General features: G+C 41.6%; 24 protein-coding genes and 2 tRNA genes. 16 read left to right on the top strand and 10 right to left on the bottom strand.

Annotated elements, in window-relative coordinates:
- Positions 1 to 10: 10 nt before the first annotated feature.
- The gene (sucD, locus tag AC3IT7_RS10490; protein ID WP_475654543.1) at positions 11 to 901 is read left to right on the top strand and encodes a succinate--CoA ligase subunit alpha; all 891 of its coding nucleotides are present in this window, start codon (positions 11 to 13) and stop codon (positions 899 to 901) included.
- Positions 902 to 988: 87 nt separating this feature from the next.
- On the opposite strand, the gene AC3IT7_RS10485 is transcribed toward sucD, so the two are convergent.
- From AC3IT7_RS10485 to AC3IT7_RS10475, 3 genes are all read right to left on the bottom strand, one after another.
- Positions 989 to 2,695 (bottom strand): flotillin family protein, encoded by a 1,707-nt coding sequence (locus AC3IT7_RS10485; RefSeq protein WP_489248426.1) that lies wholly within the window; start codon positions 2,693 to 2,695, stop codon positions 989 to 991.
- Between the two features lie 37 nt (positions 2,696 to 2,732).
- Entirely contained in the window at positions 2,733 to 3,368 is a 636-nt protein-coding gene (locus AC3IT7_RS10480; RefSeq protein WP_489248425.1) for a YqiJ family protein, read from the bottom strand.
- 313 nt (positions 3,369 to 3,681) lie between these two features.
- Positions 3,682 to 4,224 carry a hypothetical protein gene (locus AC3IT7_RS10475; protein ID WP_489248424.1) on the bottom strand — a complete coding sequence of 181 codons (543 nt, stop codon included), beginning with the start codon at positions 4,222 to 4,224 and terminating at the stop codon, positions 3,682 to 3,684.
- Positions 4,225 to 4,536: 312 nt separating this feature from the next.
- Between AC3IT7_RS10475 and cysD the strand changes: the two genes are divergently transcribed.
- Entirely contained in the window at positions 4,537 to 5,451 is a 915-nt protein-coding gene (gene cysD, locus AC3IT7_RS10470; RefSeq protein ID WP_475653311.1) for a sulfate adenylyltransferase subunit CysD, read from the top strand.
- Positions 5,452 to 5,599: 148 nt separating this feature from the next.
- Positions 5,600 to 7,216 carry a sulfate adenylyltransferase subunit CysN gene (gene cysN / locus AC3IT7_RS10465; protein WP_489248423.1) on the top strand — a complete coding sequence of 539 codons (1,617 nt, stop codon included), beginning with the start codon at positions 5,600 to 5,602 and terminating at the stop codon, positions 7,214 to 7,216.
- Positions 7,217 to 7,261: 45 nt separating this feature from the next.
- On the opposite strand, the gene AC3IT7_RS10460 is transcribed toward cysN, so the two are convergent.
- From AC3IT7_RS10460 to AC3IT7_RS10450, 3 genes are all read right to left on the bottom strand, one after another.
- Complete coding sequence (locus tag AC3IT7_RS10460) at positions 7,262 to 8,095, bottom strand: hypothetical protein (RefSeq protein WP_489248422.1); 834 nt, start codon at positions 8,093 to 8,095, stop codon at positions 7,262 to 7,264.
- 21 nt (positions 8,096 to 8,116) lie between these two features.
- Complete coding sequence (locus tag AC3IT7_RS10455; protein WP_489248421.1) at positions 8,117 to 8,719, bottom strand: hypothetical protein; 603 nt, start codon at positions 8,717 to 8,719, stop codon at positions 8,117 to 8,119.
- 410 nt (positions 8,720 to 9,129) lie between these two features.
- Positions 9,130 to 11,547 (bottom strand): glycerophosphodiester phosphodiesterase family protein, encoded by a 2,418-nt coding sequence (locus AC3IT7_RS10450; RefSeq protein WP_489248420.1) that lies wholly within the window; start codon positions 11,545 to 11,547, stop codon positions 9,130 to 9,132.
- Between the two features lie 417 nt (positions 11,548 to 11,964).
- Between AC3IT7_RS10450 and AC3IT7_RS10445 the strand changes: the two genes are divergently transcribed.
- The 8 genes from AC3IT7_RS10445 to AC3IT7_RS10410 all read left to right on the top strand — a co-directional run bounded on the left by AC3IT7_RS10445 (position 11,965) and on the right by AC3IT7_RS10410 (position 18,845).
- Positions 11,965 to 12,240 (top strand): hypothetical protein, encoded by a 276-nt coding sequence (locus tag AC3IT7_RS10445; RefSeq protein WP_475653308.1) that lies wholly within the window; start codon positions 11,965 to 11,967, stop codon positions 12,238 to 12,240.
- Positions 12,241 to 12,595: 355 nt separating this feature from the next.
- Positions 12,596 to 13,621, top strand: coding sequence for a taurine ABC transporter substrate-binding protein (tauA, locus tag AC3IT7_RS10440; RefSeq protein WP_489248419.1), 1,026 nt, complete (start codon positions 12,596 to 12,598; stop codon positions 13,619 to 13,621).
- A 9-nt stretch (positions 13,622 to 13,630) separates the two neighbouring features.
- On the top strand, positions 13,631 to 14,416 hold the full coding sequence (locus AC3IT7_RS10435) for a taurine ABC transporter ATP-binding protein (protein WP_489248418.1): 786 nt from the start codon (positions 13,631 to 13,633) through the stop codon (positions 14,414 to 14,416).
- A 3-nt stretch (positions 14,417 to 14,419) separates the two neighbouring features.
- On the top strand, positions 14,420 to 15,286 hold the full coding sequence (gene tauC / locus AC3IT7_RS10430) for a taurine ABC transporter permease TauC (RefSeq protein WP_489248417.1): 867 nt from the start codon (positions 14,420 to 14,422) through the stop codon (positions 15,284 to 15,286).
- 50 nt (positions 15,287 to 15,336) lie between these two features.
- Entirely contained in the window at positions 15,337 to 16,179 is an 843-nt protein-coding gene (gene tauD / locus AC3IT7_RS10425; RefSeq protein ID WP_489248416.1) for a taurine dioxygenase, read from the top strand.
- A gap of 195 nt (positions 16,180 to 16,374) precedes the next feature.
- Complete coding sequence (locus tag AC3IT7_RS10420) at positions 16,375 to 17,367, top strand: NAD(P)H-quinone oxidoreductase (RefSeq protein WP_489248415.1); 993 nt, start codon at positions 16,375 to 16,377, stop codon at positions 17,365 to 17,367.
- A gap of 215 nt (positions 17,368 to 17,582) precedes the next feature.
- Positions 17,583 to 17,786, top strand: coding sequence for a hypothetical protein (locus AC3IT7_RS10415; protein WP_475653302.1), 204 nt, complete (start codon positions 17,583 to 17,585; stop codon positions 17,784 to 17,786).
- A gap of 156 nt (positions 17,787 to 17,942) precedes the next feature.
- On the top strand, positions 17,943 to 18,845 hold the full coding sequence (locus tag AC3IT7_RS10410; RefSeq protein WP_489248414.1) for a helix-turn-helix transcriptional regulator: 903 nt from the start codon (positions 17,943 to 17,945) through the stop codon (positions 18,843 to 18,845).
- Positions 18,846 to 19,238: 393 nt separating this feature from the next.
- Here the strand turns inward: AC3IT7_RS10410 and AC3IT7_RS10405 are convergent.
- Together AC3IT7_RS10405 and AC3IT7_RS10400 are read right to left on the bottom strand one after the other, a co-directional pair.
- Positions 19,239 to 19,324, bottom strand: a tRNA-Leu gene (locus AC3IT7_RS10405).
- A 10-nt stretch (positions 19,325 to 19,334) separates the two neighbouring features.
- Positions 19,335 to 19,408 (bottom strand) — tRNA-Cys (locus tag AC3IT7_RS10400).
- 153 nt (positions 19,409 to 19,561) lie between these two features.
- Between AC3IT7_RS10400 and folD the strand changes: the two genes are divergently transcribed.
- Both folD and AC3IT7_RS10390 read left to right on the top strand, forming a co-directional pair.
- Positions 19,562 to 20,410: a bifunctional methylenetetrahydrofolate dehydrogenase/methenyltetrahydrofolate cyclohydrolase FolD gene (gene folD / locus AC3IT7_RS10395; RefSeq protein ID WP_489248413.1), complete on the top strand. Its 849-nt coding sequence runs from the start codon at positions 19,562 to 19,564 to the stop codon at positions 20,408 to 20,410.
- Between the two features lie 240 nt (positions 20,411 to 20,650).
- Positions 20,651 to 21,319, top strand: coding sequence for a class I SAM-dependent methyltransferase (locus AC3IT7_RS10390; protein WP_489248412.1), 669 nt, complete (start codon positions 20,651 to 20,653; stop codon positions 21,317 to 21,319).
- 66 nt (positions 21,320 to 21,385) lie between these two features.
- Here AC3IT7_RS10390 and AC3IT7_RS10385 read toward each other — a convergent pair whose 3' ends face one another.
- Together AC3IT7_RS10385 and AC3IT7_RS10380 are read right to left on the bottom strand one after the other, a co-directional pair.
- A complete protein-coding gene (locus tag AC3IT7_RS10385; protein WP_489248411.1) occupies positions 21,386 to 21,808 on the bottom strand; it encodes a hypothetical protein in 423 nt (140 codons plus the stop codon).
- Positions 21,809 to 21,954: 146 nt separating this feature from the next.
- Complete coding sequence (locus tag AC3IT7_RS10380; protein ID WP_489248410.1) at positions 21,955 to 23,784, bottom strand: phosphoenolpyruvate carboxykinase (GTP); 1,830 nt, start codon at positions 23,782 to 23,784, stop codon at positions 21,955 to 21,957.
- Between the two features lie 415 nt (positions 23,785 to 24,199).
- On the opposite strand from AC3IT7_RS10380, the gene AC3IT7_RS10375 reads away from it, so the two are divergent.
- From AC3IT7_RS10375 to AC3IT7_RS10365, 3 genes are all read left to right on the top strand, one after another.
- Positions 24,200 to 25,138: a diacylglycerol/lipid kinase family protein gene (locus AC3IT7_RS10375; RefSeq protein ID WP_489248409.1), complete on the top strand. Its 939-nt coding sequence runs from the start codon at positions 24,200 to 24,202 to the stop codon at positions 25,136 to 25,138.
- A complete protein-coding gene (locus AC3IT7_RS10370; RefSeq protein WP_489248408.1) occupies positions 25,119 to 25,895 on the top strand; it encodes a metallophosphoesterase family protein in 777 nt (258 codons plus the stop codon). Before AC3IT7_RS10375 ends, AC3IT7_RS10370 begins: the two co-directional genes overlap by 20 nt.
- A 168-nt stretch (positions 25,896 to 26,063) precedes the next feature.
- Positions 26,064 to 26,351 (top strand): co-chaperone GroES, encoded by a 288-nt coding sequence (locus AC3IT7_RS10365; RefSeq protein WP_475653400.1) that lies wholly within the window; start codon positions 26,064 to 26,066, stop codon positions 26,349 to 26,351.
- Positions 26,352 to 26,380: the final 29 nt, after the last annotated feature.

Here is a 26,380-nt window from a genome sequence, read left to right as displayed (position 1 = left end):
AGTATCAAGCATGAGCGTATTAATTAATAAAGACACAAAGGTATTGGTACAAGGCTTTACAGGTAAAAATGGTACTTTCCATTCAGCTCAAGCTTTAGACTATGGCACAAAAGTAGTGGGTGGTGTAACTCCTGGGAAGGGTGGTTCTATACATTTAGATCTTCCGGTGTTTAACACAATGAAAGAAGCGGTACGTGAAACTCAGGCAGATGCTTCTGTGATTTATGTACCCGCACCATTTGTTTTAGATTCTATTGTTGAAGCAGTCGATTCCGGTATTGAATTAATTGTCGTGATTACCGAAGGTGTGCCGACCATCGACATGCTCAAAGCCAAGCGTTATCTGGAAACCAATGGTAATGGCACGCGTTTAATCGGGCCAAACTGTCCGGGCATTATTACCCCGGGTGAATGTAAGATCGGGATCATGCCGGGTCATATTCATCAGCCGGGTAAAATTGGAATTATCTCGCGTTCTGGTACATTGACTTATGAAGCTGTGGCGCAAACCACCAAGCTGGGCCTCGGTCAGTCAACCTGTATCGGGATTGGTGGTGATCCAATTCCGGGCATGAACCAGATTGACTGCTTGAAACTGTTCCAGGACGACCCTCAAACTGAAGCGATTATCATGATTGGTGAAATTGGCGGTACGGCAGAGGAAGAGGCGGCTGAGTATATTCAGGCTCATGTCACCAAGCCTGTAGTCGGTTATATTGCGGGTGTAACTGCGCCTAAAGGCAAGCGTATGGGGCATGCAGGCGCGATCATTTCGGGTGGTAAAGGAACGGCAGAAGAAAAATTTGCTGCCTTTGAACGTGCCGGCATGGCATATACCCGCAGTCCTGCTGAACTTGGTTCAACTATGCTGCAAGTATTGAAAGATAAAGGTCTGGTTTAATCTATAAGTGCTCATCTAAGTATTAAAACATGCACTAAAAAAGCTCCCGGTTGGGAGCTTTTTTAGGTCTTAGAATCTAAAAATATTTCAAGTTTTAGCCTTCAGGCTCTGGGTCATGCCGTTAATATCACCGCCCTGAATGCCAAGTTCGCTCATCAGGCTGTCAATTAAGGGTGCCTGGCTGCGATAACGCAAGGCGCTATTGACTACCTGATCTGAGAGGGCAACATTGGCATTTTCATGCTGTGCATCTGCCTGACACGCACCTGCATGGCTCCCATGCAGGCCATTGACCTGAAGGATCTTGATGTCGTCAATATTTTCCATCGGCTTAACGCTTTCCCGAATAATTTCAGGCAAGTATTTCAACATGGCTAAACGAATCTGCATTTCAACCTGTTCAGGTGATAGCACATTATTGGCTTCATTGACTGCACGGGTACCTTCAGCATCGACCTGATACTGTTTTTCCATTGCTTGTGCCAGCAGGATTTTTGCGTCCGCTTCACCTTTGGCTTTAAGGCGAACTTTCTCGGCTTCAGCTTCGGCCGCAATGCGAACTGCTTCAGCATCATCCGCAGCCGCCTGTTTGCCAGCCTCAGCAGCTACCGTAATGGCAATCGCATCTTTTTCCGCATGTTCTTTTGCTGCAACCAGCTCAACTGCTTTTTGACGCTCGGCCTGCTGGATTTGACGTACAGTGACCACTTCTTCTTCCGCTTTTACTGCTTGCGCCCGTGCCTGATCGGCTTGAGCTTTGGCTTCGGATTCGGCACGTGATTTTTCGGCAATGGCAATGGCACGATCCTGTTCAGCCAGTTCAATGGTTTTCTTTTGCTCAACTTGTGCTTTCTGAATCAATTGGGCTTTTTGGATGTTTTCATTTTCCACATCGCGGGCGGCTAAAATACGCTTGAGCTCAACTTCTCGTTCAGCTGCAATTTTTGCTTCTTCAGCTTCGCGTTTTTTACCAGCTTCCTGGGCAGAAATTTCAGCCAGTTGCTCGGCACGGCGAATGGCAATTTCGCGTTCCTGTTGCAGTTTGGCATATTCTTCTTCACGGATAATTTGTAGCCGGGCCTGTTCAGCTTCTAGATTTTTGGTTTTGATCGCCAGATCGGTATCCTGTTCAATATGGTTGCGTTTGCGGCGACGATCTTCGATGGTTTCGGTGAGCTTGGTCAGACCTTCGGCATCAAAGGCATTTTGTGGATTGAAATACTTAAAGCCCGTCTGATCCAGACCGGTCAGAGAAACGGTTTCCAGTTCCAGCCCATTTTTATGCAAGTCTTCTGAAACCACTTGCTGGACTTTTTGTACAAAGTCGACCCGTTTTTCATGCAGTTCTTCCATGGCCATCTCGGCAGCCACAGCACGTAAAGAGTCGACAAATTTGCCTTCAACCAGGTTTTTCAGCTCATTTGGTGACATGGTTTTCTGACCAAGCGTTTGTGCAGCTGTTGCAATTGAATCGGCAGTCGGTTTTACCCGGACATAGAATTCGGCCATGACATCAACACGCATGCGATCACGGGTAATCAGTGCCTGATCATCTGCACGGCGGACTTCAAGACGCAGCGTGTTCATATTGACTGGAATAGTTTCGTGTAAGACTGGCAGCACAATCGCGCCGCCACCCAAAATGACCTTTTCGCCACCCCAACCGGTGCGGACAAAGGAAATTTCTTTACTGGAGCGGCGGTATAGGCGTGCAATAATGAGTCCAAAGGTCACCAGTGCTGCAAAAATAATTCCTGCGATAATTAAAATATTATATAAATCAAAAGTTAACATTATTATAAAGTCTCAATGTAGTTCTAGCTAAATAAAATTAAAGCGCGTTGGCTTGAAAGCCATTTTTGGTTTTATGGGTGAGTACAACATTTTGACCTTGATTCAGGGTTTGATTGGTTTCAGGTTCTACCAGAACATAATGGGTCTGGCCGTGCTGATCCCGGACTTTGGCCTGTGCCGGAGAATTGATCTTGGCATCACCCAGAATAATGATCGCAGTGCGTCCAATCAGTTCATCACTGTAAATCGCAGATGTTTCGTCTTGGGGCAGGAGTTTACTGGCGGCCATAGCGAGAAAGCGCACAATCGGCATACACAAAAACAGGCAGGCTGGAGAAATCAGCCATACGTTAAACAGCTGGCTGGTCAGGCGTTCAAATATGCCCTGAATCAACAGGCCACTCAGACCATAACTGGTCAGAAAAATAATCAGCCAGATAAATAAAGGCAGACGTCCCAGATATAACCAGTCAAATACTTTGGTAAAGAAACCGGGATGTTGATCCGGGCTTGGTTCTGGCTGGAGAGGATCTTCAGGCAAAAACTGTTCAAACATATGCTGGGAGCCACCGCCGAGCAATAGCAAGATGCATTCCAGTGCAGCAAACATCAGCATCAGACTCAGGCTGATACTAAATACGATATTTGACGGATGAGTAAACAGTTCCCACATTTTTTATCTCTATAATTATGTTTTAGGAAAAGCGCAAAGAAATCTCGAATACTATAACCATAGCAGTAATTGTTAATTTTGTATGCAAAATAATAACAAAAAAACCTATAAAGAGGTGTTGAATATAATATGAATTTAATTGTTATGTAACTATTATAATTAATAATAAAGTATCAGTATGGTATGAGCTCTAAGGACGTATGAAATGATTTCACGATATTTGACTGCTCAACTGTTTTAAACATCGAATGCCGAACTGGCAGAGATTTCTTGGGCCTGTGCTGCAGAAATCTCTACAGTGCTATTTTGAAAACTAAAGTAATGCAGTTTGAATCCGGACTTTCATATCCAGAGTCTGTTGCAATATATAGTTTTTCATCCATTTTACCTGTTCGCCCATAGGGTTGACCTTGATCGCAGTGTCCAGAAACTTCAGATCCGGCTGATTGAAAAGTTGTTGTTCCAACGTCTGCTCCAGCATCTGACTGTTGCTGGCCAATGGCAATGCCACCAAGTGGAAGGCTTTGGGATAATTATAAAATGCATATAATAAGTTAAAGGCTTTTTGATCACCCTTGAGATTGCCTGCACCGATTTCGTAAGCCGCATTCTGGTTGCTGTATGTTACGCCTAGCAAAAAATCCCAATGACCTTCCTTTAAGCACAGTGCAAACTGCAATCCGATCTGGTCGGCGGTCAGCTCATGTTGCAGATAGATATTTAACGGTTTGCCGTCCTCACTGAATGGTTCTTGTAACACCAACATATGTTGTTGATGCTGATAAATGTAACCGGCAAGCTGAGCCTGTTCCAGACGGTTCTTTAGAGTAGGGAGATCAAAAGTGCTATAAGGCATAAGTAAAATAAGCTTAAAGGAAGAATTTAGCCTACTCTAGTAATTTTTTAGCCCGTTGCAAACCACTACTTTAGCTTAGTTTATTATGATTTTAAGCATAATCTATCGGACAGCACTGCCTAAAATATCTGGATGGGATGATTCGTAGGGTTAATTCATAAAAACTGATAGATGTTATGAGTGAAGTTTTATATGAGCTTTTGATATATCAATATCACAAAACAAGCAATGGGCGAGATAAGTAAATCACTATAATGAATATAAATTTTCAAAAGTGTCATAAGTACACGTTTTTCTAAGCTGGTGTTGTCCATGTCGTTAAATGAGGAAAGACTTACTCATCTTAAACAGCTTGAAGCTGAGAGTATTCATATCATCCGCGAAGTTGCTGCCGAGTTTGAAAATCCGGTCATGCTGTATTCCATTGGTAAAGATTCGGCGGTGATGCTGCATCTTGCGCTAAAAGCGTTTTACCCAGCAAAACTTCCATTTCCGTTATTGCATGTCGATACAGGCTGGAAGTTTAAAGACATGATCACTTTCCGCGACAACATGGCGAAAACCCATGGTTTCGATTTGATCGTGCATCAAAATAAAGAAGGGGTCGAGGCGGGTATTAATCCGTTCGACCATGGTAGCTCTAAATATACGGACATCATGAAAACGCAGGGCTTGAAACAGGCTCTGAACAAATACAAGTTCGATGCTGCTTTTGGTGGCGCGCGCCGTGACGAAGAAAAATCACGTGCCAAAGAACGTGTGTATTCGTTCCGTGATGACAAACACCGTTGGGATCCAAAAAACCAGCGTCCTGAACTCTGGAACCTTTATAACGGTAAAGTGAACCAGGGTGAAAGTATTCGTGTGTTCCCGTTATCAAACTGGACTGAGCTTGATATCTGGCAGTACATTTACCTAGAAAGCATTCCATTGGTGCCTTTATACCTCGCTGCAGAACGTCCTGTGGTGGAGCGTAGCGGGACACTGATTATGGTGGATGACGAACGCATGCCTTTAAAAGAAGGTGAAGTTCCACAAATGAAATCGGTACGTTTCCGTACATTGGGTTGTTACCCATTGACTGGTGCGGTTGAATCAACTGCGAACACCTTGCCGGAAATTATCCAGGAAATGTTGCTTGCAACCAGTTCTGAGCGTCAAGGTCGTATGATTGACCACGATGAAGCAGGCTCGATGGAGAAGAAGAAGCAAGAAGGCTACTTCTAAATTTATTTTTTAATCTCTCCCGACCTCTCTTTGAAAAAGAGAGGAGAAATCTCTGAAATAAAAAAGGGTGAAAAGTCCCTCTTAGTAAAAGAGGGATTTAGGGAGATTAGAAAAGACCGATTTCTAAAGAATATGTGGAGTTTGAGCGATGTCTCATCAATCAGAACTGATTAGCCAGGATATCTTGGGCTATTTAAAACAACATGAAAATAAAGACCTGCTTCGTTTCTTGACCTGCGGTAACGTAGATGATGGTAAATCGACTTTAATTGGTCGTTTGCTTTACGATTCAAAATTGATTTATGAAGATCAATTGCAAGCCGTGACCCGTGACTCGAAAAAAGTCGGTACTACAGGTGATGCACCTGACCTGGCTTTACTTGTCGATGGTCTGCAAGCAGAACGTGAACAAGGCATTACCATTGATGTCGCGTATCGTTATTTTTCAACTGAAAAACGCAAGTTCATCATTGCCGATACCCCGGGACATGAGCAATACACCCGTAACATGGCAACCGGTGCGTCGACCTGCGACCTTGCGATTATCCTGATTGATGCGCGTTATGGTGTACAGACGCAAACCCGTCGTCATACCTATATTGCAAGTCTTTTGGGCATTAAGAACATTATTGTTGCGATTAACAAGATGGACTTGGTGGAATTTTCTGAAACGCGTTTTAATGAAATTCAAACCGAATATGCGGCATTTGTTGCACAGTTGGGTGACCGTAAACCATCCAATATCATCTTTACGCCAATTTCCGCGTTAAATGGTGATAACGTTGTCAACAAATCGCCAAATACGCCGTGGTACACCGGTGAAACCTTGATGGGTACGCTTGAGTCGGTTGAGATCAACCGTACTTCAGCAAAAGCGGATTTCCGTTTCCCTGTACAGTACGTGAACCGTCCAAATCTCGACTTCCGTGGTTTCTGCGGTACGATCGCGCTGGGTGATATTAACGTTGGCGATACGGTCACTGCTTTACCATCAGGTAAATCATCAACAGTAAAAGAGATTGTCACTTTTGATGGTAACTTGGAACGTGCGGTTGCAGGTCAGGCGGTAACGCTTACGCTGAATGATGAAATTGATATTTCGCGCGGTAATATGTTGATTCGTGCGGATCAAGCAGTTCCAAACATTTCACGTTCGGTAAATGCGACTGTGGTGTGGATGGCGGATCAGCCGTTGGTGATTGGCAAACTGTACAACATCAAGATTGGTACGCAAACTGTTCCGGCAAAAGTAACCGCAATTAACTTCCGTACCAATGTCAACACTTTGGAGCAGGTTCAAGTTGAAAACTTGGAGCTGAATGCCATTGCCAATGTCACTGTTGAGTTTGATGCACCTGTGGTATTTGACCGTTACCAAGACAGCCGTTATACCGGTTCGTTTATCTTCATTGATCGTTTAAATAACGTAACGATTGGTGCAGGTATGGTGGAAGAGTCTGTTGAATGGACTGCACATAGCACCCCTGTGACTGCTGAAGCGCGTGCTGCACGTTTGGGTCAAAAACCTGCTGCTGTGACTGTGTCTGAAGCTGCACTTGCCAATGCGCAAGCACTTGAAAACCTGTTGCTTCAACAGGGTGTGGTTGCGATTGCAAAAGCAGGCCTGGATGCTGCTCAAGTTGCATTGTTGCGTGAAACAGGTGTAGTGGTTGTCACTGATCTTGCTGAAGGTACAGATGTGACTTATACCGTAGATGCGGTTGAAGAACTTGCTGAAAAGATCGTTGAGTTGGTTCGTCTGTAAGATTGAACTAATTTAAAAGAAAAACCCGCCTGATGGCGGGTTTTTTTACACTGATCTATATGACTGAGTTCTTCTTTTTTCGTTAGTTATAGGTGTATTGTGAAACTTGAAATCTAAAGCATCTGCTAAATCTCTAGTATCTTCATTATTTTTTATATGAAATTTTCCATTAGAAAAATTGATATTGGGTAAAAACTCTTGGACATTGGCTATAAATTCAATCTGCTGTTCGGCAGTAAATTCAGCATATCGAGCTTGAACTAGAGCGATTTTCTTTCTAACAGGTATTGAAACTTTTTTAATGTCGAAGCCCGTAACTGTGCTGAAAATGTCAGAATTTACAAAAGTACTTACCTCTTGTTCGGTTGCTTCTCTAAATAGTTGATCAATTCCTAGAAAAATATTAGTCAGTTTATTTAGATGTCTAAAGTACAGTCTATTGAGGGGTTGATCATAAATAGCATCGGGTAAATCATTGATTAAGATTATAGGATCGGTAATGATGCTAGGTTCATCATTTAATCCAAAGAATCCTAACTTTGGTTTTTTTATTAAGAGGGATTCAGGAATTTTTTGATAAAAAGCCCTTTTAACATTTTTATCTATCAATGCAATATAGCGTATCTTTTCATAATCAGCTTTAACTACTTGAATCCAATCATTACTATTGGTTGAGCTACAATCAGTAATAGGATTATTAAACGTATTCTCATCATCTAACTGGATGTAAAACCATTGGTCATCATCAAGAGTTGATTGAGGTGAGTAAGGAATAGCGTTTTGTAAGTCTATATTTCTTTTATCTTGAAAAAGATTAATTTGTGTAGAGCATAAGACTTTTTTTAGCGATCTTGATACTTTTCCCAATAAAATATCCATAGACTGACGTATCCTCATTTTTTAGAATTGAATATATGTGTACTCATTAATTTTTTTGACTTCGATAGAGTTTGTATCATCCTGATTTACAAAGTCATCATTATTCTTTACATCATATTTGATAATCAGAAGGATTTTCAATCCTTTATCATTGGTAATGTGATAGAAGCGATAACCTAGAACAAGTAGAACAGGATTGAAAAATGCTGTTCTAGAGTAAAATAGTAATATTGCAATTAGTGTAAAAATAATAAAAAAAGCTTTAACAGAACTGATACTGATAGCTACCAAGATATAACTTAAGTAAATTGGCAAAAAATACTCATTTGCTGGTTCTATCAATTTTAATGAACGCGTTGAAATTGTATCATTCGCTCCTGTTTTTCCAAGGTAGATAGATAACCGACCAATTATCAAGCAGGTTAAAAATATTAAAATATATAAACAAACCGAAAAAAAATTCTCATAACTGTAAAAATAAGAATTGCATTGATTTGAAAAATATTGGATTTTTTCAATGAAAATAAAGTAAAAATTTGTCAGCCACAGATCTTCGTGACTTATTAAAAAGATTAGTATCGAAAGTAGTAGAGAGCTCACGATTAGTAAAAGTTTGGCAATCATTTTGAATCACCATGTAATTTTTTTCTAGTATAACTACGTTTTTTATATCTTGCATGAGCATGCATGATAAATACGACAAATACTGTCGTGGATTAAATACTATGGAACTATGAGTATTTTTTCTATAAGACATATTTTACTATATCTGAAATTGAACTAATCCAACTAACATAAAAGCCACGAAAATGCCTCTTTGACGCAGGTGAAATGAAACTTTCAATGCATTATTTTATTATGACCTCATCAAGAAAATTTGCATTTCTTTAGGGTGAAATTTAGTAATCACCCTTAGACCTTCTCAAAAAAATCAATTTAATAGTTTTCTTAAGAGAGTGCGAATTGGCTTGTCTATAAAATTGAATTGAATGAAAAAACCCACCAATAGGTGGGTTTTTGCTATAACTTAAAAATTACTGAACAGTGACAGTGACTGGTTCAGCATAAATGGTGTAATTGTAATTTGGTGCAATGGTATAGGTATAACTTGGCATGACATAAGCTGTGCCTTTTTGAGTGAAGGTTAAGCCTTGACCTGTTTGGTTGTATTTTGTTGAATTAGGAAGCACCAACATATTTTTGAACACATAGTTGGATTTAGTACTCACTTGCGTAACCGTTTTCCCTTGAATTTCCAGTGCTTTGCCAACCGTAGCAGTCACTTGTTTCGGCACATTCAGTTTAACAATAAAATTCGATGAATCATGCGCATAATCGGTGGTGAGACCATGTGTACCTTGCACATACATACGATTAAAATCATCTTTATTTAAGCGGAACGTCCACGGCCAGAAAGTCACACCGCGTTGAGATGCCATGTGCATTAACTCTTTGCTTAAACCACCAAAAGATGGATTAAAGGTCGATGAGTATTTTTGCGTGGCATCTAAAATTCGTCGCGTATTGACCAAATCACTTTGAGCTGCTGGTGTGCTGGTTAAGAACCCTGTCGATACACCCGGCAAGACATTTTTCATATTTAAAATTTGATCACCGCTAAAACTAATCACAATGGCTTGATCATAGGCATCATGCTTATCTAAAAGTTCTTTAATTTTTGGAATAATTTCAGGTTTATCGCTTTTAACCTCAATGAAGTTGGTGATATGAGGATGTTTTTTTACTGCGGCCAGCACTTCATCCATAGTCGGTACAGCACGGGAATAACCCAATGTACGTAACTGACGCACTTCAGCCAATGTCATATCTTCAATGTTGCGATCAATGCCTGTGGTACGTGTTATTGTTGTGTCATGCATCAAGACTACATGACCATCTTTGGTTAAATAAATATCATATTCAACGGCATCTGCACCGACTTCAATCGCTTTAAGTATGCCTTCCAAGGTGTTTTCGTCATCTAATGCAGGAATACCACGATGACCTGTAATCAACGGTTTACGTAATAAAGTATTCGGTGCCATGCGCTTCATTAAATCGTGATAAATCTCTGGATGACTGCTGTAAACACCATTAATCCCTGTCGATAGGATGCGTGCGGCAGTTAATGGGTTGGCGTCATCTTGTTTTGCCCAAGGTGTAATCAGTAGGCGTTGCAAGTGACTGACGGTTTTACGATTCAGCAACTGCGGCGGTAAAATGACAATCTTGGACAAGGAGCTATTGGTGTTGTTGGCAATCGTGACAATGTCTTTACGGCTGTTAGTGAGGTTGGTGACTTTAGAATAATCTAAGGCTGTATGCAGCATTGGTAGCGCAATACGCGCTTTACGCAGTAGCTCAGGTTGCGTCGACATCAAAGTAATGTCAGCCAAATCATAATCTTGTGAAATGGCTTTGAGGGCATGAATCGTCTTTTCATCGGTAATATTGAATAAAGGCAAAGTTTGACGTGTTGCATCTTTTAAATAGCTTTGCAGCGTCGTGACTTTTTGTCGATTCAGGTTATTGATATTTAGTTCTGCATTGAGGTGGTAAACCACATGCGTCGCTGTTGGTGATACATTTCCAGTCGTTGCTAAGGCTTGAGCTAATGTTGGAGCCATTGAAACAGGGAGGGCATGATTGACGAGATCAGTGACTTTATTCGAATCAGGAAGTGCCTCAAGCTGTTCAGTCACTTTTAAATGACTGACTTTCATCAGTAGACCTGCTGTTGAAAGCCCTATGCCACCTTGATCTAAGTTATAAGGTAAAGTGCTATCAAGTACCAGTTCATCATTTAAGTAATGACGGACACGGCTGCCATGAACGATCACCGTGGCTTTTTGTTTCTTTTGAATACCAATATCAGTGCTATGCGCAGACTTTTGTACAACATTCCATGTATTGTTTGGCATACGCAGAGCAAGTTCTAGACCACTTGCGGCAGTGGTGACTTCACGCATTGCAAATTGATAATATGGCGTGAATGACGGATCAGCATATTGATCAGCACCACGGTAAATAATACTTCCCCAACGACCTGTGTTATTGGATTCTTCAAAGCTAAATTCCATATCAATACGATAATTGCGCAATTTCTGGAAAGTTTCAGGCAGTAAAATACGGGTCATTTGCGTGTTATGCGCGCGACCATCAATATGTAAATCGCCATTTTTAATATATACCGTACCTGTATTATTTTTTGGCACAATCCAGTTGCCAGGCAAGGTGGTCAGTTGATCAAAATTTTCGTCTAGATAAATTTCAGGAATCGGGACTTCTTCAACAGGAACTTCAGGTTCTACTTCAGTCGGTGGTGTTGGTTCAGGTTGACTGATAGGGGGCTGTGAAATGTCAGGATTTTGTTGGACTGTATCGTTATCATCAGAACATGCGGTTAAGCTTAAAGAAAGTAAAATGGCAGTTGTTAAATAAGCACGTTTCATACGCTAGAAAGCTCAATCTAAAGAAGATAGACCTGAGAACATAAATGCAGAACATGACATAATTCTTGCATTGTCATAAAGTATAAAAATTATTACATATTAAATATTTATGAATTAAACGTGATTTCACTGTACTGTCATTTAGCTTATTTTTTTCAAGTGAAAAGTCGGTTATTTCAGGGATGATTTTGATCTAGATATTTGTCTGTGCGCATAGATTTAAATTTTATCAGGGAGCATCTTATACATAGGTTGTTGAAGTAGAGTTTTTCTACATAGAAATGCTTTCAAGTGGCTCGTATCTATGCCAAAAAAATGGATGAAAACGGGGGCTTAATTAAAGGCAAACCTATCTGTAATAAAATATAATTTTCATCTAATATCTCATCTTATACAGTGTCGATTTTTTGGGATTATATGAATAAATTTTTATTTATTCTGGGTTTATCTGTTACGGCATCATTTAGTATTCATGCTAAACAGGCGACAACTACAGAAGCAATTAAGCAAAAAATTATCCAGCAGTCGATTGATCGTTATCCAGGAAACTGCCCATGCCCTTATAATACAGCAAGTAATGGCAGTCGCTGTGGCAAGCGCAGTGCATATAACCGAGCGGGTGGGCATGCACCGCTGTGTTATCCGGAGGATGTGACGGATCGGATGGTGAAAGAATATAAAAGCCGCGGTTAAATATTTAGGCTCCACCAGCGAAGCTGATGCTCAATTCTAAATATATCTGCAATGTCCTAAAAGAATTATTATCTGTACAGCATGTTTGAATATATTTTCACATGCGTTTCGATTGATAACATGAGCTAGGTGATCATGTTCTTAATAAGATTACTTCTATGGTTTTATAAAGATTATCTAAACTATAGTTTTTTTTTAAATAATTAGACTTAATCCTTTTGTGTTTGAAATTTAATCTGAATGATTTGTATTTATTGCTATATATCATTACTTCATAAGCAATCAAAAATATGTGATTTATCACGTAAAGATAGTTTCAGTAAACTATTCAAAGTTGTTCTTTAGTTGAAAAAATATGAGTCGCAAAACAAAACCTTTAATCACAACACTTTTAGTGGTTATTGGCCTTGTGAGTTTTGTGTTGATGCATAACACAAGTTCGAGTTCTTCTCTAAATCAAAACCCGAATATGCAAAAACCAGTCGTGATTGCATACCAAACCGGTGTAGATCCAACTAAAGTTGCACAGGCAGATGGTGACTACGAAGCCCAAAGCCAGACCGATATCAACTGGAAAAAATTTGATACAGGCGCGGATATTGTGAATGCACTCGCATCAGGTGATGTAGACATTGGCAATATTGGTACAAGCCCACTTGCAGCAGCCACCAGCCGTAATGTTCCGATTGAAGTTTTCTTAACAGTTGCCAAACTGGGGGCATCAGAAGCCCTGGTTGTGCGTAACGGCGCAGGCATTGACCAACCCCAAGACCTGATTGGCAAAACCATTGCAGTACCATTTGTTTCAACCGCACATTACAGTCTGCTTTCCGCACTCAAACATTGGCGCATCTCTGACAACCAGGTCAAAATTATCAACTTACGACCTTCTGAAATTTCAGCAGCATGGGAACGTGGCGATATTGATGCCACCTATGTCTGGGAACCAGCACTGAGTAAAGCTACTGAAACAGGTCGCGTATTTACCGACTCGAAACAGGTCGGCGAGTGGGGTGCACCAACCTATGATGTTTGGGTGGTTCGGAAAGACTTTGCAGAGCAACATCCAGAATTCTTGAAGTCATTTGTCAAAACGTCATTGCTGCAAATTGATTTATATAATCAGGACCCGAAAGCTTATGTGGCAAATGCTGAAAATATTAAAAAGATTGCCGAATTAACCGGGTCAAATCCCAAAGATATTCCATTGCTACTCGCTGGCAATATGTACTTAAGCCGTGACCAGCATATCGAAACCTTTAAGGCTGATTTTGCAAAAAGCATTTTAGATACGGCTAAGTTTTTAAAATCACAAGGTAAGGTTGATGCGCTCAAAGCTGATTATCACGAGAATGTTACTGCCGAATATTTACAACCTTGAGGAATGATGATGTCAACTTTACGTGCAGATCACATCACGCTGACTTACCCAAATCAAGGCGTTCCTGTTTTAAAAGACATTAACCTTGAGATTAAAGAAAATTCGCTAACCGTCATTTTAGGTGAGTCTGGTTGTGGCAAAACTACATTATTGAATATTTTGGCAGGCTTTCAGGACATTAGCTCAGGCGCAGTAAAATTTGATGATGAAGTGCTTCATGGCCCAGATGCACGCCGTGCGGTGGTGTTCCAGGAACATGCGTTATTGCCATGGTTGAATGTGGCCGAAAATGTCGGTTTTTCATTGCAGCTCAAAGGCTTTAAAGCAGCAGATATTCAAAAACAAGTGAATGAAATCTTGGCAACCGTGGGTTTGTCTCATGTTGCCAAAAACAATATCTGGGAATTATCAGGCGGTATGAAGCAACGTGTCGGAATTGCACGCGCGCTCATTAGCCATGCGCCATTTATTTTACTCGATGAACCTTTTGCCGCTTTAGATGCATTTACCCGCGAAAGCATGCAAGAGTTTGTATTGGATTTATGGAAAAAAGAACAAAAGGGCTTTTTCCTGATTACTCATGATATTGAGGAAGCATTGTTGCTGAGCAATCAGTTGGTGATTATGACGGCGCGTCCCGGCACGATTGTTGAAACCTTGCATTTAGACTTTGCCAACCGTTATCGTGATGGTGAATCTATTCGTCGTATCAAATCTGATCCTGAATTTATTGCCTTGCGTGAGCAACTGTTTGAACGTCTCAAAGATCAGAAATTGCAAGCGGTAGGGAATTAACAGATGACTCACGGAAATACCAATTTGAGTACAACCCAATCCTTAGTGGCAACAGAAGATAAGCCACAGAGGTCGAATAGCTCACTACAGCATGCATTCAAAAAACATGCGACTTTGCTGGTGAGTCTGGGTAGTGTTTTAAGCCTGTTATTGCTGTGGTTTGTGGTAACAGCATTGCAGATTCTACCTGAACTGTTTCTACCCAGCCCAAGTGCGGTATGGCAGAAGTTTGTGATCGTAAGCCAAGATGGCTTTATGAAAGCAACGCTATGGGAACATTTGGCGAAAAGTATGGGGCGTGTCTTAACCGCACTGTTTGCTGCCATTGCCATTGGTGTGCCGCTGGGTTTGTGGATGGGTCTGAACAAGTGGGCACGTGCCGTATTTGATCCACTGGTTGAGCTCCTGCGTCCAATTCCGCCACTGGCTTATTTACCATTATTGGTGATTTGGTTTGGTATTGGTGAAACCACAAAAGTTTTACTTATTTTCTTATCTATTCTGGCACCGATTGTGATTAGTACCACTTATGGTGTACTGAGTCATCAGCTCAACCGAGAGCGTGCAGCCTTGTCTTTGGGGGCGACTCGCCAACAGGTACTCAAGTACGTGATTTTGCCTGCAGCCTTGCCGCATATTTTAACCGGTATCCGTATTGGCTTAGGTGTGGGTTGGTCAACCTTGGTGGCATCAGAACTGGTTGCAGCAGATCGTGGTATTGGCTTTATGGTGCAGTCGGCAGCGCAGTTTATGGTGACGGACACTGTGATCCTTGGCATTGTGGTGATTGCGCTTGTCGCTGTCAGTTTTGAATTGTATTTACGTTGGCTGCAAAAACAGCTTGCACCTTGGTATGGTCAGCAGCTTTAAGGCGCTTGCGACCATTGTGCTTATTTCAAATTGTATGAAGAAGATAAATCATGTCATTGCAAATTCAACCGATTAATCAAAATATTGGCGCTGTATTAGAAGGTGTTGATTTAAACCAGCTTGATGAGCAAGCAATACAAGCGATTCACGCTGCATTACTCAAGCATCAAGTGATTTTCTTTAGACAGCAGCAACTTACCGCGCCATCACAGGTAAAGCTGGCGAAAAGCTTTGGTAGTCTGCATATTCATCCTATTTATCCATCGATGGATGATGCACCCGAAGTGATTGTGCTGGATAGTCATCGTCAAGATTTGCGTGATAATGACTTATGGCATACTGATGTGACCTTCAGTCAAACACCGCCATTGGGCTGTGTATTACAGGCAATTAAAATCCCTGAGTTTGGTGGCGATACACTTTGGTCGAGCGGTACAGCAGCATTTAAAGTCTTGCCTGAAGCATTGCAAAATAAATTGCGTGGTTTGACTGCAACGCATGACATTCGTAAGTCTTTCCCATTAGAGCGTTTTGGTAAAACCCCTGAAGATCGTGAAAAACTGGAAAACTCTTTCCGTAAAAATCCGCCTGTAACACATCCTGTGGTACGTACCCATCCTGAAACAGGTGAGGATATACTTTTTGTCAATGAAGGCTTTACCACACGTATTAATGAGTTGTCTGAAGCAGAAAGTGATGAACTATTAGCATTTTTATTTGAACATGCAGTGAAAGCTGAATTCCATTTGCGCTGGAAATGGCAAGAAGGCGATGTTGCGATTTGGGATAACCGTTCTACTCAGCATAAAGCTCTATTTGACTATGGTGATGCGCACCGCATTATGCATCGTGCGACAGTGAACGGAACTGTGCCTTATTACCAGGCATCATAATCAATATATTTTATTGATGTGATTCAAGAAGCTCGCGACTATGCGGGCTTTTTTATGAGAAGTGGAACTGAAGCTGATTATTTATTTGTGGAATGGATGATCCTTATACATAAGCATGACTTGGCTTCATTCCTTTTTCTATCTATGTTCAAATAGCCTTAGAAAAATTGAAATGTCGTGTATTAAGGAATAAATATGTCACAAGCAAGCATGCAACAGGTCATTATTACAGAGCCAGGTGGGATTGAGAAACTGGCTTATGAAACAGTTGCAATACCTGAGCCAAAAGCAGATGAAGTCTTGATTAAGGTTCATGCATTCGGGATTAACCGCCCAGACATCTTGCAGCGTCAGGGTTTATATCCAATGCCTAAAGGTGTAACGCCTGTGCCGGGCCTGGAGGTCGCCGGTGAGGTTGTGGCCGTGGGTGAACAAGTGACACTGTATAAAGTCGGTGACAAGGTTTGTGGCCTGACCAATGGTGGGGGCTATGCCGAATACTGTGTGGTGCCTGAAAGCCAAACCTTGACTATTCCTGAAAATGTCAGCTTTGTGCAAGCAGCGGCGATTCCTGAAACCTTCTTCACTGTTTGGACGAACGTATTCCAGATGGGGCAAGCCAAAGCGGGTGAGACGGTACTGATTCACGGGGGTACAAGTGGTATTGGTACAACTGCACTGATGCTGTGTAATGCACTTGGCATGAAAACCTTTGCAACGGTAGGTTCGGATGAAAAAGTTCAAGCGATCTCAAATATCACTACAGCGATTAACTACAAGACTCAAGACTTCGAGCAAGTGATCAATGAGGCGACTGACAATGGTGGTGTGGATGTCATTCTAGATATTGTAGGTGCACCGTATTTAGAGAAAAACTTAAACTTGCTACGTCGTGATGGCCGCTTGGTCTATATCGCATTCTTGGGTGGTGCGAAAGCCAAAGAGGTGAAGCTTGGTCAAATCATGATGAAACGTTTGACCATTACCGGCTCAACCATGCGTGCCCGTACTACGGCAGAAAAAGCTGAAATTGCCCAAGGTTTAAAAGACCAGGTTGCACCATTGTGGGGGAAGGGTGAATGCTTGCCAATGATCTATAAGACCTTCAAGTTTGATCAGATCCAGGATGCACATGCATGCATGGATACCGGCGAACATGTCGGTAAAGTGGTGGTCGAGGTAGTTTGATGAGATACGAGTGAGTCAAAAAATACCAGTGATTTCACTGGTATTTTTTTTAATTCTAAAACATATCATTACAAATAAATAAGTAGAATTTTGAATAAAAATTAAAAAATGCGCTCTGTTCGACACAACCTGTCAAGAATGACGTATAAATTGCAGGTATTTAGAATTCCGACTAAAAAGTTCAACATTCACATGAATGTGAGAGGGAAACTTAGATGAAAATTATTTCAACACCCTATACCTCAAAACACAGTTTAAAAGCATTGCGCCGTATTCATAAAACGATCATTCGAGGAGCAATGAACTTGACCGAACTACAGAAACTCTATAGTGCAATGCTGCATCTGGAGCGTTATGTAGAAAGATTGACTATTCAGAATGGTCAGTCCGGTAAGCAGCGATCCGGAAAATCTAAATAAGTCTTCTTATTTTTTTACAGTCAATAGATGATAGGGAGCAGACAGGGGTAAATGTCTTAGACTTTATCCTAATACTATTTACTGATTGGTATTGCGTATAATCAGCCAAACATCTAGCAATAAGTAAGTACATAAGAATGTATTAAGTGGGGATTTATGAAGCGTCAAGCTTCAACACATGAGCGCCTGGCAGAGCGTTTAGCCAGAATTTTGACCAAATTGAATGTTGGATATCAACTCCGCGCGGCAGAATTGGCAGCAGAATTTCAGGTCAGCACCCGAACGATAGAGCGTGATTTTGATCGGCTTAGCTCTTATTTGCCTTTGCTTCAGGACGAACAAAAAAGATATTATCTGGACACTTCTTATTTAGGCCGGTTTAAGCTGCAGGATATTCAAAACTTTGCCCAGCTTTCCGGCATCAGTGAGCTCTATCCTGCATTAGATATGTCCTTTTTGCGTGAATTATTAGATGAAAGAGCCAATCTGGTATTTTCTGCAAAGGGCTATCATTTTGAAGATGCCAAACAGTTTGCTGAACACTTTAAAACGCTGGCATCAGCCATTCATAAACGACATCACATTCAATTGAAATATCGTGAAGAATCCAGAAACGTCCAGCCTTATCGTTTAATTCATCATCATGGCATCTGGTATCTGGCTGGTATATGCCAGGGAAAACTGCATACTTATCGTTTAAGTCAGATTCAGGAGGTTGAATTATTACGGGATCTAGAACCCTTTGAGCATGAAGCTGAGGTATTGAAAATCCTTGAAGATGAAGAGGGCATCTGGTTTGGGCAACAGAAACAGCAAGTCTGGATTAAGGTCCAGCCAGAAGCAGCCATATTTTTTAAAGAGCGATGTTTATTTCCAGAACAGCAGATTGAGCAGGAGTTGGTGTCTGGAGAGCTGGTAATTAGCTGCCAGATTCGGCATGAGATGCAGCTACTGCCATTGGTACGCTACTGGATGCCGCATGTAAGAATCACTCAGCCTATGCACTTCCAGAAAAAACTGGAGCAGGACTTGCAAGGATATTTGCGTGCTGCCGGCTAATATTTAGCAGGTAGGGGCAGGGTGGCTTGATTGGTTATGCAGCCAGAGTTCTTGCATAAATCATTTTTATAATTCTTATAAGGGAAATAATCTCTATTTGCAGGAGACTGGCGGAGCTTGCTTTTCAGTGAGGGCTTATAAAAATCCTTTTATTCTTTCTTTACAGCGCAGTGCTCTTATTCTAGAGGGAAAAGGAATTTCCAATATCTATATTTATTTATAAGGTATGAATAGGGAAAGCATTTTCTCTTTTATCCAAGACATTTAATTTGATTAAGTGAATTAAGTAAATAAGAAATTTGAATTGCGCATTTGAGGATTAACTAAATTTCAGGCATAAAAAAACCAGCTTTCGCTGGGTTTTTATTTACACCATCTTCAGTAGTAGAATAATGGTGCCCGAGGCCAGACTCGAACTGGCACGCTTTGTGGGCGGGGGATTTTAAATCCCCTGTGTCTACCGATTTCACCACTCGGGCTTTAACAAGATGGAGGCGGAGGTCGGAATCGAACCGGCGTCCACGGAGTTGCAGTCCGCTGCATGACCACTCTGCCACCCCGCCGCGTCTTGTTGATGCGTATATTAGCAAGCTCAGAAAAAAAAACAATAGTGTATTCATTCGTATGCGCATAAAAACAGCATATGACGGAAAATATTTAGAATTATCATGTAGAATGTGCAAAATTGATTCATATCAACACTTGGGAGAAGTGCCGTGGCATTAGTTCTAGACGGTCGTGCATTGGCGAAGCAAATTGAAGCTGACTTGTTTACTCGCGTAGAAGCGTTAAAAGCAAAATCAGGTCGTACTCCGATTCTTGCGACGATTTTGGTAGGTGACGATGGTGCATCTGCAACTTATGTTCGTATGAAAGGCAATGCTTGCCGCCGTGTTGGTATGGATTCATTAAAAGTTGAATTATCATCAGAAACCACAACTGAGCAACTGCTTGCTGAAATTGAAAAATTGAATGCAAATCCTGATGTGCACGGTATTTTGTTACAACATCCTGTACCTGCGCAAATCGATGAGCGTGCATGTTTTGATGCGATCTCGCTTGAAAAAGATGTAGATGGTGTGACTTGCCTGGGTTACGGTCGTATGGCGATGGGTGAAGCAGCCTATGGTTCTGCAACCCCAGCAGGCATCATGACGATTCTGAAAGAAAACAATATCGAAATCGCAGGTAAACATGCGGTAGTGGTTGGCCGTTCTGCAATCTTGGGTAAACCAATGGCTGCTATGCTACTTGAAGCAAATGCAACGGTTACGATTTGTCATTCACGTACTCAAGACCTTGCTAGCTTCGTAAAACAAGCTGACATTATCGTTGGTGCAGTGGGTAAAGCTGAATTGATCCAAAAAGACTGGATCAAACCAGGTGCAGTGGTTGTGGATGCGGGCTTCCATCCACGTGATGGCGGTGGTGTAGGTGATATCCAGCTTGTCGGTATTGAAGACATTGCTTCTGCCTATACACCTGTTCCAGGTGGCGTAGGTCCGATGACAATTACTACGTTGATTCGTCAAACGGTTGAAGCTGCTGAGAAAGCACTAGGTTAATTTTAAATCCTCCCTAACCCTCCTTTTTCAAAGGAGGGAACTCTGATCACTATTTTTGGATAGAGTTTCCCCTCTTTTTTAAAGAGGGGCTAAGGGAGATTATAAGACCTCTCCCTAACCTTCTTTTGCGCTTCGATTTAAAAGTAGTGCTTTAAATCTCGCTCAGGAGAGGAAACTTTCATTTGAATTTAATATCTTTTTAAATATCAAATTTTGTATATACGAAAAATAAAAAACATCATGAGCCACACCTTTCAACATCCTCAAGCCCCACAACATTTAATTCAAGCCTTACATGATGTAATTCCCCATTGTGAACTCCATGCACAGCAACTGCCTGAGACACCGATTTCACTCTGGCTGATTCCACCGGTTTTTCCAACTGACAAACTGGATGATGAGGTGATTCGTCGCATCTGGAATGATACGCCGTATTGGATCTTCTGCTGGGCATCAGGTCTTGCTATGGCACAATGGTTATTAGCAGAACCACAGCATGTGAAAGATAGAGTGGTTCTGGATGTTGGCGCGGGTTCAGGTGTGGTTGCGATTGCAGCGAAAATGGCAGGGGCAAAACGGGTGATTTGTTGTGATATTGACAAAGTCAGTCTGGATGCTTGTCGTGCCAACGCAGAACTCAATGGCATTGAATTAGAATACTTGGATGATTTATATAAAGCCGAGCAAGTCGATATTTTATTGGCTGCTGATGTACTTTATGATCAGTGCAACCGTTTCTTTTTAGATGAATTTTTAAAGTTTGCACCAGAGGTTTGGGTTGCAGATAGTCGGGTCAAAAATTTTAGTCATCCAAAATATGAAAAGCTGGATGAACGTAGTGCAACGACCTGGCCCGATCTGGATGAATCACCAGAATTCCGCAATGTCAGTTTTTATAAAACGCTTTAAATTTTTAAAAACAAAAAAGGGCAGTCAGCCCTTTTTTGTTGTGCGATCTTAATGGAAAATGAGCAATTAAGAACAAGTGTAGCGAATGACACGCAGTGTGGTTGGACGAGCATCTAAGGCTTCGCGTGCGCCAGGATTTTCACTATTATATAAATCAGGCGTATTGCTCAAGCTGATTTGGGTACGGCTATTACCCAGTTGGCGGCCATAATGTTCTTGCTGCACAGTTGGATTGGAAATTTCATTGCTGCTGATAATCTGGATATTATATGTTTTTGAACCGCCCAGAGCTTGTTGGCAGGCGGCTTGTAATCTTCTTTCATCCTGATTGGGCCGTCCTGAAAGCGTATAGCTCAGAGTCGCAGTATTGCCTGAGCGCTCCAGAATCTCATAACCGCTTTGACCGTTAAATTGTTGTGGGGCAATCTGACATGCACTCACCACAGAACCGCTAGCAGCCAAAGCTAAAATTACTGTTGTTTTTTTCATATTTATACTTCCTGATGTCTTGGGCTAAGTATGCCATAGTTTGTTCAAACTGCCGGACTGGTCAATTGTGATCAATTGTTTATCTATTGAATAAAAAAGGCCGCTTTCGCGACCTTCTTTATTTACACCTTTAGCTAAAGCTGCAATTAAGCAGATTTAACCGCAGTGATCAATTCTGCTTGACGTTGTTTCAACGCTTCTGGCAAACGCTCACCCAGTTTGTCGAACAATTCAGTGTGGCTTTCAAGCTCTTTGATCCATTGATCTTTGTCTTGAGAAGTCACAAGGTCAAACTGTTCTTTGGTGAAGTCTGAACCAGTCCAGTTCAACTGTTCATAAGTTGGAACACGGCCGATTGGGGTATCAACAGCAGTTGCACGACCTTCACAACGGTCAATGATCCATTCAAGAACACGCATGTTCTGACCGAAACCAGGCCATACGAAGTTGCCTTCAGCATCACGACGGAACCAGTTCACGTTATAGATACCAGGAAGTTTGTTGCCAGCAGCTTCAGCTTTCTTAGCAACTTGCTCACCCATTTCTAACCAGTGCGCGAAGTAATCTGCCATGTTGTAGCCAGCAAAAGGAAGCATCGCAAACGGGTCACGACGAACGATACCTTGTTGACCAACAGCAGCAGCAGTGGTTTCAGAACCCATGGTTGCAGCTTTATAAACACCGTCAACCCAGTCAAATGCTTCTGAAATTAGAGGCACTGTGTCCGCACGGCGACCACCGAAGATGAATGCAGAAATCGGAACACCGGCTGGATTTTCCCAGTCAGCGTCGATTGAAGGACATTGACCAGCAGCAACAGTGAAGCGAGCATTTGGATGCGCCGCTTTTTCTTCGCCAGTATGTGGTTGGCCTTTCCAGTTTGTCAGGTTAGCAGGTGCTTCTTTAGTCAGACCTTCCCACCAAACTTCACCGTTGTCAGTCACAGCAACGTTGGTATAAATCACGTCTTTGTGCATGGTTGCCATACAGTTCGGGTTGGTTTTGGTATTTGTACCTGGTGCTACACCGAAGAAACCGGCTTCAGGATTGATTGCATAGAGACGACCGTCTTCACCTGGTTTGATCCAGGCAATATCGTCACCTACAGTTTCAATCTTCCAGCCTTCGTAGCCCGCTGGTGGAATCAGCATTGCGAAGTTGGTTTTACCACACGCAGATGGGAATGCAGCTGCGATGTAGTGTTTTTCGCCTTGCGGGTTGGTCACGCCAAGGATCAGCATGTGTTCAGCTAACCAGCCTTGTTGACGACCCATGAATGATGCAATACGTAAAGCCAGGCATTTTTTACCCAACAGTGCGTTACCGCCATAACCTGAACCGTAAGACCAGATCTCACGTGTTTCTGGGTAATGCACGATGTATTTTTCTTTGTTGCAAGGCCATGCAACATCTTTTTCACCTTCAGCAAGCGGAGCACCAACTGTGTGAACACATGGAACGTATTCGCCATCAGTACCCAGAACGTCATAAACAGCTTTACCCATACGAGCCATTTTAGACATGCTTACAGCAACGTAAGGAGAATCTGTTAACTCGATACCGATATGTGCGATATGAGAACCTAATGGACCCATTGAGAATGGAACCACATAAAGTGTACGACCTGCCATTGAACCGTCAAATAGACCGTTCAGTTTTTCGCGCATGACAGCCGGTGCTTCCCAGTTGTTGGTCGCGCCAGCATCGTCTTTATTTTCAGAACAGATATAAGTACGGTCTTCAACACGCGCTACGTCAGAAGGATCAGAATTTGCAAGATATGAACCAGGATGTGTTTCTTGGTTAAGCGCTTGCATTGTGCCGTTAGCGATCATCAAGTCGATATAACGTTGATATTCTTCTGCGCTACCGTCACACCATTCAATTTTTGCTGGTTTTGTTAATTTAGCAATCTCTTCCACCCAAGCAATAAGCTTAGGGTGACGAACGAATTCTGGTGCGTTCACTTGGGTCATGGTGAGGCCTATCTCAAATGTGTACAAAAGGATGTACAAAGTACAATCCGAGCAATAAAAATATCGCCCAGATGATATATGAAAAAAAGTGGCTGTATTAAAGCATAAAATGATAAAAAAAATAAGACCAAAGAAGTGCTAGATTTTTTTTGGAATATAATGCTATTCAAATTATAAATATAACTAAAACAACAAGATAAAATTAAATATTTGAATTTCTGATATTATTTATTTCAATTATGAATAGTATTTATTTTGAAAATTTAATTTAAAATCATAATCTTATTTTTGTGGGGTGAATTATATTCGTTATTGATTAAATAAATGGTGACCATTTGAATTTTACATAAAGCTACTGTTAATTGTTTAGGAATTGGACAAAATGCCAATAGGCCTTCATGAAATTGTGCGAAAAATGTCTAATCAATCTAAACCCTTATCGCTCATTTATAATCATAATGCTGGTTTTCGTATACAAGGCCCAGAAGGGATATATGAGCAACTGATTGCAATATTTTCAGCACAGGGCTATCAAACGAAAGCTTATGAAATCAATGATTCACAGCAATTTGATAAAATTATGGCAGAAGTCCGGGCGCGACATTTGGCTTCCGATGAAGCAGGTGTCGTGGTTGCAGCAGGTGGAGATGGAACTTTAAATACAGTCGCCAAGCATTTATTGAATACGCGAATTTCTGTCGGAATTCTACCCTTGGGTACCTTTAACTATGTGGCCAGATTATTGGATATTCCTCTGGATTTAATGGAAGCGGCCAAAGTGATTGCCACAGGACAGAATAAACGGATCAATGTGGCCCGGATCAATCAGGAAATTTATCTGAATAATGCCAGTCTGGGGCTATATCCTTTATTTATTAAAAAACGTGAAGATTATAATCGTATTTTCGGCCGGCTGCCTTTACATGCCTATACCTCAGCTCTAGATGTGCTGATTCGTGACCGTAAAGAACTTAAACTGGAAATTTGGGTCGATCACAAGAAATATCCGCTAAAAACACCGCTGATTTTTTTTGGTAATAATCCCTTGCAGCTCGCAGATATGAAAATGCAGATTGCTGAAGCGGCCGAGCAGGGCAAAGTAGCAGGTATGGTGGTTTCTAAAAGTGACAAGCTAACTTTATTTAAGTTGGTATATCAGTTGGTTCGAGGTCGGATTGATCAAGCTTCAGATGTCTACAGTTTTGCTGCAGAGCAAGTTCGTATCGAATCCAGATCCAAGAAGTTGATGGTAGCCATTGATGGAGAAATCGTGGTAATGACTCCTCCTTTAAATATTTCCGTTCTAAAAAATAGTTTGAGTGTGATGGTGCCGCATGATCCTGCATCTGTCTGATCTGCATTTTGGTACTGAAAAACCCGAGTGTTTAGAGGCAATTCGGCAGTTCTGTCAGACGCATCCATTAGAAGCGGTGGTCGTGAGTGGTGATCTGACCCAGCGTGCACGTTTCGGCCAGTTTTTTGCCTGCAAGCGGTTTTTAGATCAGCTGGCTACACCGTATATGGTGATTCCGGGGAATCATGATATTCCGCTCTATCATTTATGGAACCGGCTGTTTAATCCATTTACCCGTTATCAGCTTTTTTTTGGTGAACTTGAACCGACACTTGAAACAGACAACTTTTATCTGGTCGGGGTGAATTCAATCCGGCGTCGCTATCATACCAAAGGGCATTTATCCCTCGAGCAGATCCGGCGCATTGACCTGAAATTAGAGCAGGCACCTGCATCTAAATTAAAAATCATTGTCAGCCATCAGCCTTTTTATGTGCCATTTCAAAATAAGCGCGGTTTCAAGGATAGTCCACTCATGGCCAAAATCGCTTTAGAGGCTTGGGCCGCCCATGGCCTGTTTGCAGTCTTGCATGGGCATCTGCATCAGCCTGCGATTTATGATCTGAATCTTATATTCGAACTGGGGGCAGATCATCCGGTTTATGATGTACATGCCGGGACTTCAGCCTCGCACCGGCTACATCAACAGGAGCCAAATAGTTTTAATGTAATTGATGCAGCAGGAAAAATTTCCCAGTATTTATTCGATGACGCGGCGCAAGCCTTTTTGTTAAAGTCTGATGTGTTGAATAAATAGACGAAAAACCAGTATTCATTAAAAAAAAGCAAATTTTTTTCATTTTTGCCCTTGAAGCGTTTTATTCCATCACCATAAAAGTGACATCAAAAATTTTTGATGATGACCCATGGAATAATTAAGTCGTCATCAGTGACCTAAAAAAGACTTAGTCTGATGGAGTTAAATATGAGCAACATTCGTCCATTACATGACCGCGTTGTTATTCGTCGTGTTGAAGAAGAAACTAAAACAGCTGGCGGTATTTTACTTCCTGGTTCTGCTGCAGAAAAACCAGCTCAAGGTGAAGTAATTGCTGTAGGTAATGGTCAAATCACTGACAACGGTGTACGTGCACTAGATGTAAAAGTTGGCGATAAAGTATTGTTTGGTACATATGCGGGTACAACTGTAAAAGTTGACGGTGAAGAACTTCTTATCATGAAAGAATCTGACATTTTAGCGGTATTTGCTTAATTCCCGTTTAAAGTCGTCTTATTTTCATC

This window comes from Acinetobacter sp. KH_038 (assembly GCF_057839405.1).
This window is presented reverse-complemented; position numbering and strand designations above follow the sequence as displayed.

Bases quoted from the DNA above. Each gene is read 5' to 3' on its own strand.
- tauA (WP_489248419.1), top strand. From the start codon at position 12,596: ATGAGTCGCAAAACAAAACCTTTAATCACAACACTTTTAGTGGTTATT.
- AC3IT7_RS10475 (WP_489248424.1), bottom strand. From the start codon at position 4,224: ATGCCTTATAGCACTTTTGATCTCCCTACTCTAAAGAACCGTCTGGAA.
- tauC (WP_489248417.1), top strand. From the start codon at position 14,420: ATGACTCACGGAAATACCAATTTGAGTACAACCCAATCCTTAGTGGCA.
- AC3IT7_RS10365 (WP_475653400.1), top strand. From the start codon at position 26,064: ATGAGCAACATTCGTCCATTACATGACCGCGTTGTTATTCGTCGTGTT.
- AC3IT7_RS10375 (WP_489248409.1), top strand. From the start codon at position 24,200: ATGTCTAATCAATCTAAACCCTTATCGCTCATTTATAATCATAATGCT.
- sucD (WP_475654543.1), top strand. From the start codon at position 11: ATGAGCGTATTAATTAATAAAGACACAAAGGTATTGGTACAAGGCTTT.
- AC3IT7_RS10485 (WP_489248426.1), bottom strand. From the start codon at position 2,695: ATGTTAACTTTTGATTTATATAATATTTTAATTATCGCAGGAATTATT.
- AC3IT7_RS10420 (WP_489248415.1), top strand. From the start codon at position 16,375: ATGTCACAAGCAAGCATGCAACAGGTCATTATTACAGAGCCAGGTGGG.
- AC3IT7_RS10370 (WP_489248408.1), top strand. From the start codon at position 25,119: ATGATCCTGCATCTGTCTGATCTGCATTTTGGTACTGAAAAACCCGAG.
- AC3IT7_RS10390 (WP_489248412.1), top strand. From the start codon at position 20,651: ATGAGCCACACCTTTCAACATCCTCAAGCCCCACAACATTTAATTCAA.
- AC3IT7_RS10415 (WP_475653302.1), top strand. From the start codon at position 17,583: ATGAAAATTATTTCAACACCCTATACCTCAAAACACAGTTTAAAAGCA.
- AC3IT7_RS10480 (WP_489248425.1), bottom strand. From the start codon at position 3,368: ATGTGGGAACTGTTTACTCATCCGTCAAATATCGTATTTAGTATCAGC.
- AC3IT7_RS10385 (WP_489248411.1), bottom strand. From the start codon at position 21,808: ATGAAAAAAACAACAGTAATTTTAGCTTTGGCTGCTAGCGGTTCTGTG.
- cysN (WP_489248423.1), top strand. From the start codon at position 5,600: ATGTCTCATCAATCAGAACTGATTAGCCAGGATATCTTGGGCTATTTA.
- AC3IT7_RS10410 (WP_489248414.1), top strand. From the start codon at position 17,943: ATGAAGCGTCAAGCTTCAACACATGAGCGCCTGGCAGAGCGTTTAGCC.
- tauD (WP_489248416.1), top strand. From the start codon at position 15,337: ATGTCATTGCAAATTCAACCGATTAATCAAAATATTGGCGCTGTATTA.
- AC3IT7_RS10450 (WP_489248420.1), bottom strand. From the start codon at position 11,547: ATGAAACGTGCTTATTTAACAACTGCCATTTTACTTTCTTTAAGCTTA.
- AC3IT7_RS10435 (WP_489248418.1), top strand. From the start codon at position 13,631: ATGTCAACTTTACGTGCAGATCACATCACGCTGACTTACCCAAATCAA.
- AC3IT7_RS10460 (WP_489248422.1), bottom strand. From the start codon at position 8,095: ATGGATATTTTATTGGGAAAAGTATCAAGATCGCTAAAAAAAGTCTTA.
- AC3IT7_RS10455 (WP_489248421.1), bottom strand. From the start codon at position 8,719: ATGATTGCCAAACTTTTACTAATCGTGAGCTCTCTACTACTTTCGATA.
- cysD (WP_475653311.1), top strand. From the start codon at position 4,537: ATGTCGTTAAATGAGGAAAGACTTACTCATCTTAAACAGCTTGAAGCT.
- AC3IT7_RS10380 (WP_489248410.1), bottom strand. From the start codon at position 23,784: ATGACCCAAGTGAACGCACCAGAATTCGTTCGTCACCCTAAGCTTATT.
- AC3IT7_RS10445 (WP_475653308.1), top strand. From the start codon at position 11,965: ATGAATAAATTTTTATTTATTCTGGGTTTATCTGTTACGGCATCATTT.